The following is a 16665-nucleotide window of genomic DNA, read 5'->3' as shown; positions in this document are numbered from 1 at the left end:
CTTGTGATCGCCCTCTCCCTCGCCGAGATCGCCTCAGTCGTCGGCGGGCAGACGCACGACATACCGGACCCGTCCGTCCAGGTGACCGGACCGGTCGTCCGGGACTCCCGCGAAGTGGAGCCCGGCAGCCTCTTCGTCGCCTTCGTCGGCGAGCGCGTGGACGGACACGACTACGCGCAGGCGGTCGTGGAGGCGGGTGCCGCCGCCGTGCTGGCGTCCCGCCCCGTCGGCGTGCCCGCGATCGTCGTGGACGACGTCCAGGCGGCCCTCGGCGCCCTCGCCCGCCACGTCGTCGGGCGGCTGGGAGCCACCCTCGTGGCCCTCACCGGCTCCGCGGGCAAGACCAGCACCAAGGACCTCATCGCGCAGGTGCTCCAGCGCAAGGCACCGACCGTGTGGACGCCCGGCTCGCTCAACAACGAGATCGGGCTGCCGCTCACCGCCCTCAGCGCCACCGAGGACACGAAGTTCCTCGTCCTGGAGATGGGCGCCCGCGGCATCGGCCACATTCGCTACCTCACCGGCCTGACCCCGCCGCGCATCGGCCTCGTGCTCAACGTCGGCACCGCCCACATCGGCGAGTTCGGCAGCCGCGACCAGATCGCCCAGGCGAAGGGCGAACTCGTCGAGAGCCTGCCCGCGGCGGACGCCGGCGGCGTCGCGGTCCTCAACGCCGACGATCCGCTCGTACGCGCCATGGCCTCCCGTACTCAGGCGAAGGTCCTCCTTTTCGGAGAGTCCGGCGAAGCGGACGTACGCGCCGAGAACGTGAGACTCACGGACAGCGGACAGCCCTCTTTCATCCTTCACACACCCTCCGGGTGCAGCGATGTGACCATGCGCCTGTACGGTGAGCACCACGTGTCGAACGCGCTCGCCGCGGCCGCCGTCGCCCATGAGCTGGGCATGTCCGCAGACGAGATCGCCCTCGCGCTCTCCGAGGCGGGCTCCCTCTCCCACTGGCGGATGGAGGTCACCGAGCGCCCGGACGGCGTGACCGTCGTCAACGACGCCTACAACGCGAACCCCGAGTCCATGAGGGCCGCACTGCGTGCGCTCGCGGCGATGGGCAAGGCCGCACGGGCACAAGGGGGGCGTACGTGGGCGGTGCTCGGCAAGATGGCCGAGCTCGGGGACGAGGCGCTCGCCGAGCACGACGCCGTCGGACGGCTCGCCGTCCGGCTCAACGTCAGCAAGCTCGTCGCGGTCGGGGGCAGAGAAGCGTCCTGGCTGCAACTGGGCGCATATAACGAGGGTTCGTGGGGTGAGGAGTCGGTGCACGTGTCCGACGCACAGGCGGCGGTCGACCTGTTGCGCAGCGAATTGCGCCCGGGAGACGTCGTACTCGTGAAGGCGTCCCGGTCGGTCGGGCTCGAGAGCGTGGCGCAGGCGCTGCTCGAGGCCGGTGCCGAGGGTGAGGTTGCCGCCCGATGATGAAGCAGATCCTGTTCGCAGGAGTCATTGGCCTCTTCCTGACCCTGATCGGCACCCCGCTGCTGATCAAGCTGCTGGCCCGCAAGGGCTACGGTCAGTACATCCGCGACGACGGTCCGCGCGAGCACCACAGCAAGCGCGGTACGCCGACGATGGGCGGCATCGCCTTCATCCTGGCGACGATCGCCGCGTACTTCCTGTCCAAGGTGATCACGGGCTACACGCCGACCTTCTCCGGGCTGCTGGTGCTCGGTCTGATGGGCGGCATGGGCCTGGTCGGCTTCCTGGACGACTACATCAAGATCGTCAAGCGGCGCTCGCTCGGTCTGCGGGCCAAGGCGAAGATGGCCGGCCAGCTGATCGTCGGCATCGCCTTCGCCGTGCTCGCGCTGCAGTTCGCCGACGCCCGGGGCAACACCCCGGCGTCCACCAAGCTCTCCTTCGTGCAGGACTTCGGCTGGACCATCGGCCCGGTGCTGTTCGTGATCTGGGCGCTGTTCATGATCCTCGCGATGTCGAACGGCGTGAACCTCACCGACGGCCTCGACGGCCTCGCCACCGGTGCCTCCGTGCTGGTCTTCGGCGCGTACACCTTCATCGGCGTCTGGCAGTTCCAGGAGTCCTGCGCCAACGCCGCGACCCTGACCAACCCGGCCGCCTGCTACGAGGTCCGCGATCCGCTCGACCTGGCCGTGGTCGCCTCCGCGCTGATGGGCGCCTGCCTCGGCTTCCTGTGGTGGAACACCTCGCCCGCCAAGATCTTCATGGGCGACACCGGTTCCCTGGCCCTGGGCGGCGCCCTGGCCGGGCTCGCGATCTGCTCCCGCACCGAGATGCTGCTCGCGCTGCTCGGCGGCCTCTTCGTCCTGATCACCCTGTCCGTCGTCATCCAGGTCGGCTCGTTCCGCCTGACCGGCAAGCGGGTCTTCCGGATGGCACCGCTCCAGCACCACTTCGAACTCAAGGGCTGGTCCGAGGTCCTCGTCGTGGTCCGCTTCTGGATCATTCAGGGCATCTGCGTGATCGTGGGACTGGGCATCTTCTACGCGGGATGGGCAGCGGAAAAGTGACCGACTGGCAGGGCAAGCACGTCACCGTCGCCGGCCTCGGCGTCTCGGGCGTCCCGGCGGCCAGGGTGCTGCACGGCCTCGGCGCGACCGTGACGGTCGTCAACGACGGCGACGACGAGCGGGCCCGGGCGCAGGCCGCGGAGCTGGAGGCGCTCGGCGTCACGGTCCGGCTGGGGGACGGGGCCACCCTGCCGGAGGGCACCGAGCTGATCGTCACCGCGCCGGGCTGGCGGCCCGACAAGCCGCTGTTCGCCGCCGCGGCCGGGGCGGGCGTCCCGGTCTGGGGCGACGTCGAGCTGGCCTGGCGGCTACGGGGCCCCGACGCGGCCGCCTGGCTCGCCGTGACCGGCACCAACGGCAAGACCACGACCGTGCAGATGCTCGCCTCGATCCTGAAGGCGGCGGGCCTGCGCACGGCCGCCGTCGGCAACATCGGGGTCTCGCTGCTGGACGCCGTGCTCGGCGAGGAGCGGTACGACGTCCTGGCGGTGGAGCTGTCGAGTTATCAGCTCCACTGGGCGCCGTCGCTGCGCGCCCACTCCGCCGCCGTGCTCAACCTGGCGCCCGACCACCTCGACTGGCACGGCTCCATGGAGGCGTACGCGGCCGACAAGGGCCGCATCTACGAGGGCAATCGGGTCGCCTGCGTCTACAACGCCGACGACAAGGCCACCGAGGACCTGGTGCGCGAGGCGGACGTCGAGGAGGGCTGCCGGGCCGTCGGCTTCACGCTCGGCACCCCCGCGCCCTCCCAACTCGGTGTCGTGGACGGCATCCTGGTCGACCGGGCGTTCGTCGAGAACCGGCAGCGGAACGCCCAGGAGCTGGCGGAGGTCTCCGACGTCACCCCGCCGGCACCGCACAACATCGCCAACGCACTTGCCGCGGCGGCCCTCGCGCGTGCCTTCGGGGTGCCCCCGGAGGCCGTGCGGGACGGGCTGCGGGCCTTCACACCGGACGCCCACCGCATCGCGCACGTGGCGGACGTGGACGGGGTGGCCTACATCGACGACTCCAAGGCCACCAACACGCATGCGGCGCAGGCGTCGTTGGCGGCGTACGAGTCGATCGTGTGGATCGCGGGCGGGCTCGCCAAGGGCGCGGTCTTCGACGAGCTGGTCGCCAGTTCGGCACCGCGGCTGCGGGGCGTGGTGCTCATCGGGGCGGATCGGGCGCTGATCCGTGAAGCCCTTGCGCGACACGCGCCGGAAGTGCCCGTCGTCGACCTCGAACGGACCGACACTGGGGCGATGCCCGCGGCTGTGCGGGAGGCGCGGAGGCTCGCTCGCGCGGGCGACACGGTGCTGCTGGCACCGGCCTGTGCCTCCATGGACATGTTCGCGAACTACAACAAGCGCGGCGACGCCTTCGCGGAAGCGGTTCGCGAACTCGGCGCGGGCGCCTGACGGCGGGTCTCGGTCAGTCCGGGCGCGCCCGGACCCCTGGGAGGGACGCGTGACAGGGATGTGGTTGGTGTCTCGCCGTCGGCTTTCCGCCGGTGGCACGGCGCCGTGCCGGCGCGTCGCGGCGGGGTGAGCGGCGTGCCCGGCAGCCGTACCGGCCGTCCTCCCGTCCAGCGGGCCGCGAAGCGGCCCGATGTGTTCCGCTCCCCGCGCGACAACCCCGTGGCACGCCTGCTCACGCGGACCCGGCGGGCCTGGGACCGGCCCCTCACCGCGTACTACCTGATCCTCGGCGGCAGCCTGCTGATCACCGTGCTCGGCCTGGTGATGGTCTACTCGGCCTCCCAGATCACCGCGCTGCAGATGTCGCTGCCCGGGTCGTACTTCTTCCGGAAGCAGTTCCTCGCGGCGTCGATCGGGACCCTGCTGCTGCTCGTCGCCTCGCGGATGCCCGTGAAGCTGCACCGGGCGCTGGCGTACCCGATCCTGGCGGGCGCCGTCTTCCTGATGGTCCTGGTGCAGGTGCCGGGGATAGGGATGGCGGTCAACGGCAACCAGAACTGGATCGCGCTCGGCGGTTCCTTCCAGATCCAGCCCAGCGAGTTCGGCAAGCTCGCGCTGGTGCTGTGGGGTGCCGACCTGATCGCGCGCAAGCAGGAGAAGCGGCTGCTCACGCAGTGGAAGCACATGCTGGTGCCGCTCGTCCCGGTGGCGTTCCTGCTGCTCGGGCTGATCATGCTGGGCGGCGACATGGGCACGGCGATCATCCTGACCGCGATCCTGTTCGGCCTGCTGTGGCTGGCCGGGGCGCCCACCAGGATGTTCGTCGGGGTGCTGGCGATCGCCGCGGCCATCGGCGTCGTCCTGATCAAGACCAGCCCGAACCGCATGGCCCGTCTCGCCTGCATCGGTGCCGCCGACCCGGGCCCGAACGACCAGTGCTGGCAGGCCGTGCACGGGATCTACGCGCTGGCGTCCGGCGGACTGTTCGGTTCCGGCCTCGGCGCGAGCGTGGAGAAATGGGGTCAACTCCCCGAAGCGCACACCGACTTCATCTTCGCCGTCGCCGGTGAGGAACTGGGCCTCGCGGGGACGCTGTCGGTACTCGCCCTCTTCACGGCTCTAGGCTATGCGGGTATCCGCGTGGCCGGACGCACGGAGGACCCCTTCGTGAGGTACGCCGCGGGAGGCGTGACGACCTGGATCACCGCTCAGGCGATGATCAACATCGGTGCGGTGCTCGGCCTGCTGCCGATCGCCGGTGTCCCCCTCCCGCTGTTCTCCTACGGAGGGTCCGCCCTGCTGCCGACCATGTTCGCCATCGGGCTGCTGATCGCCTTCGCGCGCGACGAGCCCGCTGCGCGGGCGGCGCTTGCGATGCGGCAACCCCGCTTTGGTAGAAAGCGGGCGGGAGGCCCTGCGGGACCTCGGAGACGGAACACGATGCGACGGCGCGCCTCGGCGGCGCGCTCGTCCGGAGAGCGGTGAATTTCGGTGCATGTCGTACTCGCCGGTGGGGGGACCGCCGGCCACATCGAGCCCGCGCTCGCCCTCGCGGACGCCCTGCGCAGGCAGGACCCGACCGTGGGGATCACGGCCCTGGGCACGGAGCGCGGCCTGGAGACCCGGCTCGTACCCGAGCGGGGCTATGAACTCGCGCTGATCCCCGCCGTCCCCCTGCCGCGGAAGCCGACCCCCGAACTGATCACGGTCCCCGGGCGGCTGCGCGGCACGATCAAGGCGGCGGAACAGATCCTCGAGCGCACCAAGGCGGATGTCGTCGTCGGCTTCGGCGGCTATGTCGCCCTGCCCGGCTACCTGGCCGCCAAGCGCCTCGGCGTGCCGATCGTCATCCACGAGGCCAACGCCCGCCCCGGCCTCGCCAACAAGATCGGTTCGCGGTACGCGGCCCAGGTCGCCGTCTCCACCCCGGACAGCAAGCTGCGGGGCGCCCGCTACATCGGCATCCCGCTGCGCCGCTCCATCGCCACCCTGGACCGCGCCGCCATGCGTCCCGAGGCCCGCGCCGCCTTCGGGCTGGACCCGAACCTGCCGACGCTGCTGGTCTCCGGCGGCTCGCAGGGCGCGCGCCGGCTCAACGAGGTGATCCAGCAGGTCGCCCCGTACCTGCAGCAGTCCGGCATCCAGATCCTGCACGCGGTCGGTCCGAAGAACGAACTGCCGCAGGTGCACCAGATGCCGGGAATGCCCCCCTATATCCCGGTACCCTACCTGGACCGGATGGATCTCGCGTACGCCGCGGCCGACATGATGCTCTGCCGTGCGGGCGCGATGACCGTCGCCGAACTCTCCGCCGTCGGGCTCCCGGCCGCCTACGTCCCGCTGCCCATCGGCAACGGCGAACAGCGGCTGAACGCCCAGCCGGTGGTCAAGGCCGGCGGCGGACTGCTGGTCGACGACGCGGAACTGACGCCCGAGTGGGTCCAGCGCAATGTCCTGCCCGTGCTCGCCGATCCGCACCGGCTGTACGAGATGTCCCGCGCCGCCGCGGAGTTCGGGCGCCGGGACGCCGACGACCTGCTCGTCGGCATGGTGTACGAGGCGATCGCCTCGCGCCACCACCAGTGACACATCGGCGGGTGAGCCGAAGGGACGCGCCGGTGCCGGGAGGCCTGGGGGTCCCCCCTGCTCGAAGAGCTTGGGGGAGCACGCAGGCCCAAAGGGCCGGGCACGGTCGGCTCCCGGCGCCGGCCGGAGCGCCCCGGAGGTGAGCCCGGCCAGGGAAGGGGAGTGCACGTGGCCGGACCGACGACCGCCGAGCGCGGCAAGCGGCAGCAACGGGAGTCCGGCCCGCCCCGGCCGCCTCGGCGTGGCCGGCTGCGCCGCCCTCATATGCTCATCATCCTTTTGCTGGCAGCGGTGTTGGCGGCAGGCGGATTTGTCTGGCTGCTGTACGGCTCACCGTATCTGCGCGTACGGCATGTCTCCGTCTCCGGAACTCGGGTCCTGACGGGGGCGCAGGTGCGCGAGGCGGCCGACGTGCCGCTCGGATCGCCCCTGATTTCCCTCGACACCGATGCGATCGAGGCGCGTGTGCGCCGGAAACTGCCCCGGATCGACTCGGTCGACGTCGTCCGTTCCTGGCCCCGTGGAATCCGGCTGGACGTGACCGAACGTACTCCGGTTCTGTTGGTCGGAAACAGGGGGAAATTCGACGAAGTGGACAAGGAGGGGGTGCGGTTCGCCACGGTTCCGGAGCCGCCCAGGGCGGTTCCCGTACTGGAATTGACGCTGACCCCGTCGCCCGGCATGCGCCGCTTCGGCACCGACCGGCTGATCCGCGAGGCGGTGCGGGTCGCCCGGGACATTCCGGCCGCCGTCGCCCGCGACACCCGGACCGTCAAGGTCCGTTCCTACGACTCCATCTCGCTGGAGCTGACGGGAGGCCGCGGCGTGATGTGGGGCAGCGGGGAGAGGGGACGGGCCAAGGCGGCCGCGCTGACCGCGCTGATGAAAGCCGCGCCCCGCGCCCGGCACTTCGACGTGAGTGTCCCCACCGCCCCCGCGTCATCGGGTAGTTGACGCACATCAGCGCAGGCCAGCACCCTGGTTGGGCAGCGCTATGGCTGATCACATAGGGTGAAAAGAAAAACGGGAGGTTCGGCGTGTTCGTTGAACGGGCGCCGCTTGTCGACTTAGTGTCCTGTTCGGAAGAGTCCAAGGAACAGGCACACTGGTAACCCTAAACTTCAGGGTTAGGGTTCGGGTCGGCGTTCGGACCGTCCCATTCGGCATCAGCCGTCGCCTCGCGGAGCACCCGCGGAACGACGGCGACGTAATTCGAGGCGAGAGGCCTTCGACGTGGCAGCACCGCAGAACTACCTCGCAGTCATCAAGGTCATCGGTGTCGGCGGCGGTGGTGTCAATGCCATCAACCGGATGATCGAGGTCGGTCTCAAGGGCGTCGAGTTCATCGCCATCAACACCGACGCGCAAGCTCTGTTGATGAGCGACGCCGACGTCAAGCTCGACGTCGGCCGCGAACTCACCCGCGGACTCGGCGCCGGCGCCAACCCGGCCGTGGGCCGCAAGGCCGCCGAGGACCACCGCGAGGAGATCGAGGAGGTCCTCAAGGGGGCCGACATGGTCTTCGTGACGGCCGGTGAAGGCGGCGGCACCGGCACCGGCGGCGCGCCCGTCGTGGCCAACATCGCGCGCTCGCTGGGCGCCCTCACCATCGGCGTGGTCACGCGCCCGTTCACCTTCGAGGGGCGGCGCCGCGCCAACCAGGCCGAGGACGGCATCGCCGAGCTGCGCGAAGAGGTCGACACCCTCATCGTCATCCCGAACGACCGGCTGCTGTCCATCTCGGACCGCCAGGTCTCCGTCCTCGACGCCTTCAAGTCGGCCGACCAGGTCTTGCTCTCCGGTGTCCAGGGCATCACCGACCTCATCACCACCCCCGGTCTCATCAACCTCGACTTCGCCGACGTCAAGTCCGTGATGTCCGAAGCCGGTTCGGCCCTCATGGGCATCGGCTCGGCCCGCGGTGACGACCGCGCGGTGGCCGCGGCCGAGATGGCGATCTCCTCCCCGCTGCTGGAGGCGTCCATCGACGGCGCCCGGGGCGTGCTGCTGTCCATCTCCGGCGGCTCGGACCTCGGCCTCTTCGAGATCAACGAGGCCGCCCAGCTGGTGAGCGAGGCCGCGCACCCCGAGGCCAACATCATCTTCGGCGCGGTCATCGACGACGCCCTCGGCGACGAGGTGCGGGTGACGGTGATCGCGGCCGGCTTCGACGGCGGGCAGCCCCCCGCCAAGCGGGACAACGTCCTCGGCGCGTCCTCGGTCAAGCGCGAGGAGCCGGTCCGCCCCGTGGACAGCCGCCCCTCCTTCGGCTCGCTCGGCAGCGTCACACCGAAGGAGGCGCCGGAACCGGCCCCGGAGCCGGTGGGCGATCTCCCGGTCACCCCGTCGGTGCCGCCGTCGCGGACCTACTCGGACAGCGCGGCCGAGGAGCTGGATGTGCCGGACTTCCTGAAGTGATAGGACAGCGCGACACCGTGAGCGGCGCGCACTTCGCCTTCACCGACCGGTGGGGCGGGGTGAGCGCCGCTCCGTACGAGGAGCTCAATCTCGGCGGAGCGGTCGGCGACGACCCCGGGGCGGTACGGGCCAACCGGGAGCTGGCCGCGGGGGCGCTGGGCCTCGACCCGGCCCGGGTGGTCTGGATGAACCAGGTGCACGGGGCGGATGTGGCCGTGGTCGACGAGCCGTGGGGTGCCGCGGCCGTACCCGAGGTGGACGCGATCGTCACCGCACGGCGCGGTCTCGCCCTCGCCGTGCTCACGGCGGACTGCACGCCCGTCCTGCTCGCCGACCCGGCCGCCGGGGTCGCGGCCGCCGTCCACGCGGGCCGCCCCGGCATGGTCGCCGGGGTCGTCCCCGCCGCCGTCCGCGCGATGACGGAACTGGGTGCCGAACCGTCCCGGATCGTCGCCCGCACGGGACCGGCCGTCTGCGGCCGGTGCTACGAGGTGCCGGAGGCGATGCGCGCCGAGGTGTCCGCCGTCGAACCGGCGGCGTACGCCGAGACGAGCTGGAGCACTCCCGCGGTCGACGTGACCGCCGGCGTGCACGCCCAGCTCGAACGGCTCGGGGTGCGCGACCGGGCGCAGTCGCCGGTGTGCACGCGCGAATCGCGTGATCACTTCTCGTACCGCCGCGACCGCACCACCGGACGGCTCGCGGGCTATGTCTGGCTGGACTGATGAGGCATGACGGACCGTAAGCATCAAATCGCCGCAAACCTGGCGAAGGTGGAGGAGCGCATCGCGGCTGCGTGCCGGGCCGCGGGGCGCGAGCGGGAAGAAGTGACCCTGATCGTGGTCACCAAGACCTATCCCGCGAGCGATGTGCGGATTCTGTCGGAACTCGGTGTGCGTGACGTCGCCGAGAACCGTGACCAGGACGCGGCCCCCAAGGCGGCCGCATGCTCGGATCTGCCGCTTACATGGCATTTTGTCGGTCAATTGCAGACCAACAAGGTGCGCTCGGTGGTCGGTTATGCGGATCTCGTGCAGTCCGTCGATCGCCCCAGGCTCGTGGCGGCGCTGTCGAGGGAGGCCGTTCGGGCCGGGCGCGAGGTGGGGTGCCTCCTCCAGGTCGCGCTCGACGCGGGCGAGGGCGGGCGGGGGGAGCGCGGGGGCGTGGCGCCCGGGGGAATCGAAGAGTTGGCCGACCTCGTCGCACAGGCCCCCGGGTTGCGGCTGGACGGCCTGATGACCGTGGCGCCGCTCACCGGAGAGTACGCGGGCCGTCAACAGGCGGCGTTCGAGCGGTTGATGGATTTGTCGACTGACCTGCGCCGAGCCCATCCGGCTGCAACCATGGTCTCGGCAGGGATGAGTGCGGACCTCGAACAGGCCGTGGCCGCCGGGGCGACACATGTGCGCGTCGGCACTGCGGTACTCGGAGTCCGCCCCAGGCTCGGGTAACGTCGCCAAGAAGTCGGACCACAGCAGAAAATATGGTCATTACCGCCGAAAGGCGGGCATAACGACCTCGTGGATCGCGGGCACTTGGCAGTCGTCAGCCGATCCACCACAGAGCGGAGGACTCAGAGCATGGCCGGCGCGATGCGCAAGATGGCGGTCTACCTCGGCCTCGTGGAGGACGATGGGTACGACGGCAGGGGGTTCGACCCCGACGACGACTTCGAGCCCGAGCTCGACCCGGAGCCGGAGCGGGACCGCAGGCGGCACGAGCCGTCTCATCAGTCGCACCAGGCACTTCAGTCCCAAAGGGACGAACCGGTGCGAGCGGTGCAGCCGCCGGCGCAGCGTGATCCGGTGTCCCGTTCTGCTTCCCTCCCCGCGGATTCCGGACGTCCGGCGCGCATCGCGCCCGTGGCGTCCATCACACAAGAACGTCAGAGTCTGGAGAAGAACGCACCGGTGATCATGCCCAAGGTCGTGTCCGAACGAGAGCCGTACCGGATCACCACGCTGCACCCCCGGACGTACAACGAAGCCCGTACCATCGGGGAACACTTCCGTGAGGGCACCCCGGTGATCATGAATCTGACTGAGATGGATGACACAGATGCGAAGCGACTTGTCGACTTTGCGGCCGGTTTGGTGTTTGGTCTTCACGGCAGTATCGAGCGGGTGACGCAGAAGGTGTTCCTGCTGTCTCCTGCTAACGTCGATGTCACGGCGGAGGACAAGGCCCGCATCGCAGAGGGCGGGTTCTTCAACCAGAGCTGAGACGTACCACCGGAAAGCCGCACGGAACAGGGGAGAGGGAAGCACGGATCATGGGCGTGGTCTTGGAGGTTCTCTACATCGCGCTGATGTGTTTCCTCATCGTGCTGATTTTCCGGTTGGTCATGGACTACGTCTTCCAGTTCGCCCGCTCATGGCAACCCGGCAAGGCGATGGTGGTCGTTCTGGAGGCCACCTACACTGTCACCGATCCACCGTTGAAGCTTTTGCGGCGGTTCATCCCGCCGCTGCGTCTCGGGGGCGTGGCGCTCGACCTGTCCTTCTTCGTACTGATGATCATCGTCTACATCCTGATCTCCATCGTGGGCAACCTCGCGAGGTGACTGTGGACGATACGGTCTTGCCGACTGCCGATGACTACGTTGAGGTGAAGAGATGCCGTTGACCCCCGAGGACGTGCGGAACAAGCAGTTCACGACCGTCCGCCTCCGAGAAGGCTATGACGAGGACGAGGTCGATGCCTTCCTCGACGAGGTCGAAGCCGAACTGACCCGTCTGCTCCGGGAGAACGAGGATCTGCGCGCCAAGCTGGCCGCCGCCACGCGTGCCGCCGCGCAGAACCAGCAGAACATGCGGAAACCCCCGGAGCCCCAGGACCAGCAGCAGGGTATGCGAGGTCCGGGTGCCCCCGTGCCCGCCGGGATATCGGGCCCGCCGCAGCAGCAGATGGGTGGCCCCATGGGTGGCCCGCCCCAGCTGCCGAGCGGTGCCCCGCAGCTGCCCGCGGGCCCCAGCGGGCAGGGCGGTCCTCAGGGTCCCGGCCCGATGGGTCAGGGTCCTGGGCCGATGGGTCAGGGGCACGGTCCGATGGGTCAGGGTCCTGGGCCGATGGGTCAGGGGCACGGTCCGATGGGCCAGGGACACGGTCCGATGGGCCAGCCCCCGATGCAGCAGATGGGCGGCCCCATGGGCGGTCCTATGGGCGGCCCCATGGGCGGTCCGGGGATGCCCGGTCAGGGCCCCGGCGGCGACAGTGCCGCCCGTGTCCTCTCGCTGGCCCAGCAGACCGCCGACCAGGCGATCGCCGAGGCCCGTGCCGAGGCCAACAAGATCGTCGGCGAGGCCCGCAGCCGCGCCGAGGGTCTGGAGCGCGACGCCCGGGCCAAGGCCGACGCCCTGGAGCGGGACGCGCAGGAGAAGCACCGTGTCGCGATGGGCTCCCTGGAGTCCGCCCGCGCCACGCTGGAGCGCAAGGTCGAGGACCTGCGCGGCTTCGAGCGCGAGTACCGCACGAGGCTGAAGTCCTACCTGGAGTCCCAGCTGCGCCAGCTGGAGACCCAGGCGGACGACTCGCTGGCCCCGCCGCGCACCCCGGCCGCGCCCTCTCTGCCGTCGCCGTCCGCGCCGTCGATGGCTCCCGCGGGTGCCGGTGCCCCGTCCTACGGGGGCAACCAGACCATGGGCGGTGGCCCGGGTCCTTCCGGCCCGTCCTACGGCGGTCAGCAGCAGATGTCCCCGGCGATGACGCAGCCGATGGCGCCGGTGCGCCCGCAGGGCCCGTCGCCCATGGGCCAGGCCCCCTCGCCGATGCGCGGGTTCCTCATCGACGAGGACGACAACTGACGGCGACGCGTACGCCGTAGGCGTCGGCAGCCTCAAGGGCGGGGCCCCGGATTCCGATCCGGGGCCCCGCCCTTGTGCTGTGCGGTCCGGTTCGTGCGCCGTGTGTTCGGGCGGGGGAGCGGTTGTACGTGCGCACACAACGCCGAAGGCCGCGCCCCGCCGAGATTTTTCGGCGGGGCCGGCCTTCGTGTGGGCCGTCAGGCCTTGCGCAGGCGGAACGTCAGGGTCAGCGGTTCGTCGGTGAACGGTTCGCCGAATGTGCCGTCCGCCTCGCCCTGGGCGAAGTCGGTGGCGAGGACCTCGTCGGCGATCAGGCCGGAGTGCTCGGTCAGGGCCGCGATGACCGCCGGGTCCGTGGCGGTCCAGCGGAGCGCGATCCGGTCGGCGACGTCCAGGCCGCTGTTCTTGCGGGCCTCCTGGATCAGGCGGATCGCGTCACGGGCCAGGCCCGCCTGCCGCAGCTGCTCGGTGATCTCCAGGTCGAGGGCGACCGTGGCACCGGAGTCGGACGCCACCGACCAGCCCTCACGCGGGGTCTCCGTGATGATCACCTCGTCGGGGGCGAGGGCGATCGTCTCGCCGTCGACCTCGACCGACGCCGTGCCCTCGCGTAGTGCCAGGGACAGCGCCGCCGCGTCGGCGTTCGCGACGGCCTTCGCCACCTCCTGGACGCGCTTGCCGAAGCGCTTGCCCAGCGCGCGGAAGTTCGCCTTCGCCGTGGTGTCGACGAGCGACCCGCCGACCTCGCTCAGCGATGCCAGCGCCTCGACGTTCAGCTCCTCGGTGATCTGTGTGTGCAGCTGCGGGTCCAGCGTCTCGAACCCGCTCGCCGCGACCAGGGCGCGCCGCAGCGGCTGACGGGTCTTGACGCCCGACTCCGCGCGCGTGGCGCGGCCCAGTTCGACGAGGCGGCGCACCAGCACCATCTGCCGGGACAGCTCCGGGTCGATCGCGGACAGGTCCGCCTGCGGCCAGGACGCCAGGTGCACCGATTCGGGGGCGCCCGGGGTCACCGGCACGACGAGGTCCTGCCAGACCCGCTCGGTGATGAACGGGGTGATGGGCGCCATCAGCTTCGTGACCGTCTCCAGGACCTCGTGCAGCGTGCGCAGCGCCGCCTTGTCGCCCTGCCAGAAGCGGCGCCGCGAGCGGCGGACGTACCAGTTGGACAGATCGTCGACGAACGCCGACAGGAGCTTGCCGGCGCGCTGGGTGTCGTACGACTCCAGGGCCTCGGTCACCTGGTCGGTGAGCGCGTGGAGTTCCGACAGCAGCCAGCGGTCGAGCACGGGGCGGTCGGCCGGGGCCGGGTCGGCCTCGCTCGGCGCCCAGGCGGACGTGCGCGCGTACAGCGCCTGGAAGGCGACCGTGTTCCAGTACGTCAGGAGCGTCTTGCGGACGACTTCCTGGATGGTGCCGTGGCCGACCCGGCGGGCGGCCCACGGGGAGCCTCCGGCCGCCATGAACCAGCGGACCGCGTCCGCGCCGTGCTGGTCCATGAGCGGGATCGGCTGCAGGATGTTGCCCAGGTGCTTGGACATCTTGCGGCCGTCCTCGGCGAGGATGTGGCCCAGGCACACCACGTTCTCGTACGACGACCTGTCGAAGACCAGCGTGCCGACCGCCATCAGGGTGTAGAACCAGCCCCGGGTCTGGTCGATGGCCTCCGAGATGAACTGCGCCGGGTAGCGGGACTCGAAGAGGTCCTTGTTCTTGTACGGGTAGCCCCACTGCGCGAACGGCATCGAGCCCGAGTCGTACCAGGCGTCGATGACCTCGGGTACGCGCGTGGCCGTCCTCGCGCACTGCGGGCACGCGAAGGTGACCTCGTCGATGAACGGGCGGTGCGGGTCCAGCTCCGACTGGTCGGTGCCCGTCAGCTCGGTCAGTTCCGCGCGGGAGCCGACACAGGTGAGGTGGTCGTCCTCGCAGCGCCAGATCGGCAGTGGCGTGCCCCAGTAGCGGCTGCGGGACAGCGCCCAGTCGATGTTGTTGTCCAGCCAGTCACCGAAGCGGCCGTGCTTGACCGTCTCCGGGAACCAGTTCGTCTTCTCGTTCTCCTGCAGCAGCCGGTCCTTGACGGCCGTGGTGCGGATGTACCAGGACGGCTGCGCGTAGTAGAGCAGCGCGGTGTGGCAACGCCAGCAGTGCGGATAGCTGTGCTCGTACGGGATGTGCCGGAACAGCAGACCGCGCTGCTGGAGGTCCTCCGTGAGCTTTTCGTCCGCCTTCTTGAAGAAGACGCCCCCGACCAGCGGGACGTCCTCCTCGAAGGTGCCGTCGGGGCGCACGGGGTTGACCACGGGCAGGCCGTAGGCGCGGCAGACCTTGAGGTCCTCCTCACCGAAGGCGGGGGACTGGTGGACCAGGCCCGTACCGTCCTCCGTCGTGACGTACTCGGCGTTCACCACGTAGTGGGTCTCCGTGTCCGCCGGGAAGTCGACCAGCTCGAAGGGGCGCCGGTACGTCCAGCGTTCCATCTCGGTGCCCGAGAAGGTCCGGCCCGTGGGCTCCCAGCCCTCGCCCAGCGCCTTGCCGAGCAGCGGCTCGGCGACGACGAGTTTCTCCTCGCCGTTCGTCGCGACGACGTAGGTGACGTCGGGGTGGGCGGCGACCGCGGTGTTGGAGACCAGCGTCCACGGGGTCGTCGTCCACACCAGGAGCGCGGCCTCGCCGGCGAGTGGACCGGAGGTGAGGGGGAAGCGGACGTAGACCGAGGGGTCGATGACCGTCTCGTAGCCCTGCGCCAGCTCGTGGTCGGACAGGCCGGTGCCGCAGCGCGGGCACCAGGGGGCGACGCGGTGGTCCTGGACCAGCAGGCCCTTGGTGAAGATCTCCTTCAGCGACCACCAGACGGAGTCCACGTACTCGGGGTCCATCGTCCGGTAGGCGTCGTCCAGGTCGACCCAGTAGCCCATGCGGGTGGTCAGCTCGGCGAAGGCGTCGGTGTGCCGGGTCACGGACTCCCGGCACTTGGCGTTGAACTCGGCGATGCCGTACGCCTCGATGTCCTGCTTGCCGGAGAAGCCCAGCTCCTTCTCCACCGCCAGCTCTACGGGCAGGCCGTGGCAGTCCCAGCCGGCCTTGCGGGCCACGTGGTAGCCGCGCATGGTGCGGAAGCGGGGGAAGACGTCCTTGAAGACACGGGCCTCGATGTGGTGGGCTCCCGGCATGCCGTTGGCCGTGGGCGGGCCCTCGTAGAACACCCACTCGGGGCGGCCCTCGGACTGCTCCAGGCTCTTGGCGAAGATCTTCTGCTCGCGCCAGAAGTCGAGCACCGCGTGCTCGAGAGCGGGCAGGTCGATCTGGGCGGGCACCTGGCGGTACTGCGTCATGGATCTTCCTCCGGCGGACGTACTGCCTTCCGTCGGAGGGACGAGAGCCGGGAATTCCGTGAATCCTCCGTACGCCGTGTGCGGCGCGCTCCCGCGGTACCACCCTCCTTGGCTCCCCGGTGCGCCGTACGCGCCGGTGAGCCCCCTCATTGGGGTCGCGATGCCGGTTCTACCGGCCCTGGGCCGTGGGCGCAGCCACTGTCCAAGGCTTTCTTCCGGCGGCTCCGGGGTGATCTTCACGTCGCGCTCGCCTCCGGGCTTCCACCGTCCCCGGATCGCTGATGGCTGCGTACGCCGCTACTCGTCCCCATCCACGCTTTTCGCTCCGCCCAGTGTACGGCGCCGCACGGACCGCGGCCGACCGGTTTTCCGGGTCCCGCGGCAGGAGGCTGTGCGGGGCGGCGGGTGACCCGAATGGCGAGGGCCGCGGCGTCCGGATCCCGGGACACGGATCCTGGCGGATTACCGGGCGGAGAGCTGGGCACAACGGATGCAGGCTCACCGTGCGGCGCTCGTGCGGCGGGCGATTCGTTGGCGTGCCCCGTTGCCGCGGGCCAGAAGTCGATTTATCGTCCCAGCACGATTTGCGCGCAATATCACAATATGTGAAGGG

13 protein-coding genes are annotated in these 16665 nt (G+C 70.3%); 12 read left to right on the top strand and 1 reads right to left on the bottom strand.

Translation table 11 applies throughout. The features are described from left to right. The first annotated feature begins 3 nt into the window (after positions 1 to 3). The 12 genes from ACZ79I_RS09775 (at position 4) to ACZ79I_RS09720 (ending at position 12717) form a co-directional block, all read left to right on the top strand. A complete protein-coding gene (locus tag ACZ79I_RS09775; RefSeq protein WP_471496089.1) occupies positions 4 to 1434 on the top strand; it encodes a UDP-N-acetylmuramoyl-tripeptide--D-alanyl-D-alanine ligase in 1431 nt (476 codons plus the stop codon). Further along, complete coding sequence (gene mraY / locus ACZ79I_RS09770) at positions 1431 to 2504, top strand: phospho-N-acetylmuramoyl-pentapeptide-transferase (RefSeq protein WP_381086516.1); 1074 nt, start codon at positions 1431 to 1433, stop codon at positions 2502 to 2504. The genes ACZ79I_RS09775 and mraY overlap by 4 nt, the downstream gene beginning before the upstream one ends. After that, positions 2486 to 3910, top strand: a complete 1425-nt coding sequence (gene murD / locus ACZ79I_RS09765) for a UDP-N-acetylmuramoyl-L-alanine--D-glutamate ligase (RefSeq protein WP_471496087.1) — start codon at positions 2486 to 2488, stop codon at positions 3908 to 3910. Before mraY ends, murD begins: the two co-directional genes overlap by 19 nt. Positions 3911 to 4045: 135 nt before the next feature. Then, positions 4046 to 5395: a putative lipid II flippase FtsW gene (gene ftsW / locus ACZ79I_RS09760; protein ID WP_471496085.1), complete on the top strand. Its 1350-nt coding sequence runs from the start codon at positions 4046 to 4048 to the stop codon at positions 5393 to 5395. Positions 5396 to 5401: 6 nt separating this feature from the next. Beyond that, positions 5402 to 6496, top strand: coding sequence for an undecaprenyldiphospho-muramoylpentapeptide beta-N-acetylglucosaminyltransferase (gene murG / locus ACZ79I_RS09755; RefSeq protein WP_471496083.1), 1095 nt, complete (start codon positions 5402 to 5404; stop codon positions 6494 to 6496). 168 nt (positions 6497 to 6664) lie between these two features. Further along, a complete protein-coding gene (locus ACZ79I_RS09750; protein ID WP_471496081.1) occupies positions 6665 to 7450 on the top strand; it encodes a cell division protein FtsQ/DivIB in 786 nt (261 codons plus the stop codon). 279 nt (positions 7451 to 7729) lie between these two features. Next, the gene (gene ftsZ / locus ACZ79I_RS09745; protein ID WP_471496079.1) at positions 7730 to 8914 is read left to right on the top strand and encodes a cell division protein FtsZ; all 1185 of its coding nucleotides are present in this window, start codon (positions 7730 to 7732) and stop codon (positions 8912 to 8914) included. Further along, on the top strand, positions 8911 to 9639 hold the full coding sequence (pgeF, locus tag ACZ79I_RS09740) for a peptidoglycan editing factor PgeF (protein ID WP_471496077.1): 729 nt from the start codon (positions 8911 to 8913) through the stop codon (positions 9637 to 9639). Before ftsZ ends, pgeF begins: the two co-directional genes overlap by 4 nt. Before the next feature lie 6 nt (positions 9640 to 9645). Next, positions 9646 to 10365 carry a YggS family pyridoxal phosphate-dependent enzyme gene (locus ACZ79I_RS09735; RefSeq protein WP_471496075.1) on the top strand — a complete coding sequence of 240 codons (720 nt, stop codon included), beginning with the start codon at positions 9646 to 9648 and terminating at the stop codon, positions 10363 to 10365. A 129-nt stretch (positions 10366 to 10494) separates the two neighbouring features. Further along, a complete protein-coding gene (locus ACZ79I_RS09730) occupies positions 10495 to 11136 on the top strand; it encodes a cell division protein SepF (protein ID WP_471496073.1) in 642 nt (213 codons plus the stop codon). 50 nt (positions 11137 to 11186) lie between these two features. Next, on the top strand, positions 11187 to 11477 hold the full coding sequence (locus tag ACZ79I_RS09725; RefSeq protein WP_381086541.1) for a YggT family protein: 291 nt from the start codon (positions 11187 to 11189) through the stop codon (positions 11475 to 11477). Positions 11478 to 11529: 52 nt separating this feature from the next. Then, the gene (locus ACZ79I_RS09720) at positions 11530 to 12717 is read left to right on the top strand and encodes a DivIVA domain-containing protein (RefSeq protein WP_471496071.1); all 1188 of its coding nucleotides are present in this window, start codon (positions 11530 to 11532) and stop codon (positions 12715 to 12717) included. Positions 12718 to 12914: 197 nt separating this feature from the next. Here the strand turns inward: ACZ79I_RS09720 and ileS are convergent, their stop codons facing one another. Then, positions 12915 to 16052: an isoleucine--tRNA ligase gene (ileS, locus tag ACZ79I_RS09715; RefSeq protein WP_471496069.1), complete on the bottom strand. Its 3138-nt coding sequence runs from the start codon at positions 16050 to 16052 to the stop codon at positions 12915 to 12917. Positions 16053 to 16665: the final 613 nt, after the last annotated feature.

Source organism: Streptomyces sp. PSU-S4-23 (assembly GCF_055632315.1).
This window is presented reverse-complemented; position numbering and strand designations above follow the sequence as displayed.

What these genes read in the sequence shown, in the direction of transcription:
- ACZ79I_RS09725 (WP_381086541.1), top strand. Translation starts at nt 11,187, where the DNA reads ATGGGCGTGGTCTTGGAGGTTCTCTACATCGCGCTGATGTGTTTCCTC.
- murD (WP_471496087.1), top strand. Translation starts at nt 2,486, where the DNA reads ATGGGCAGCGGAAAAGTGACCGACTGGCAGGGCAAGCACGTCACCGTC.
- ACZ79I_RS09730 (WP_471496073.1), top strand. Translation starts at nt 10,495, where the DNA reads ATGGCCGGCGCGATGCGCAAGATGGCGGTCTACCTCGGCCTCGTGGAG.
- mraY (WP_381086516.1), top strand. Translation starts at nt 1,431, where the DNA reads ATGATGAAGCAGATCCTGTTCGCAGGAGTCATTGGCCTCTTCCTGACC.
- ACZ79I_RS09735 (WP_471496075.1), top strand. Translation starts at nt 9,646, where the DNA reads ATGACGGACCGTAAGCATCAAATCGCCGCAAACCTGGCGAAGGTGGAG.
- ileS (WP_471496069.1), bottom strand. Translation starts at nt 16,052, where the DNA reads ATGACGCAGTACCGCCAGGTGCCCGCCCAGATCGACCTGCCCGCTCTC.
- ACZ79I_RS09720 (WP_471496071.1), top strand. Translation starts at nt 11,530, where the DNA reads ATGCCGTTGACCCCCGAGGACGTGCGGAACAAGCAGTTCACGACCGTC.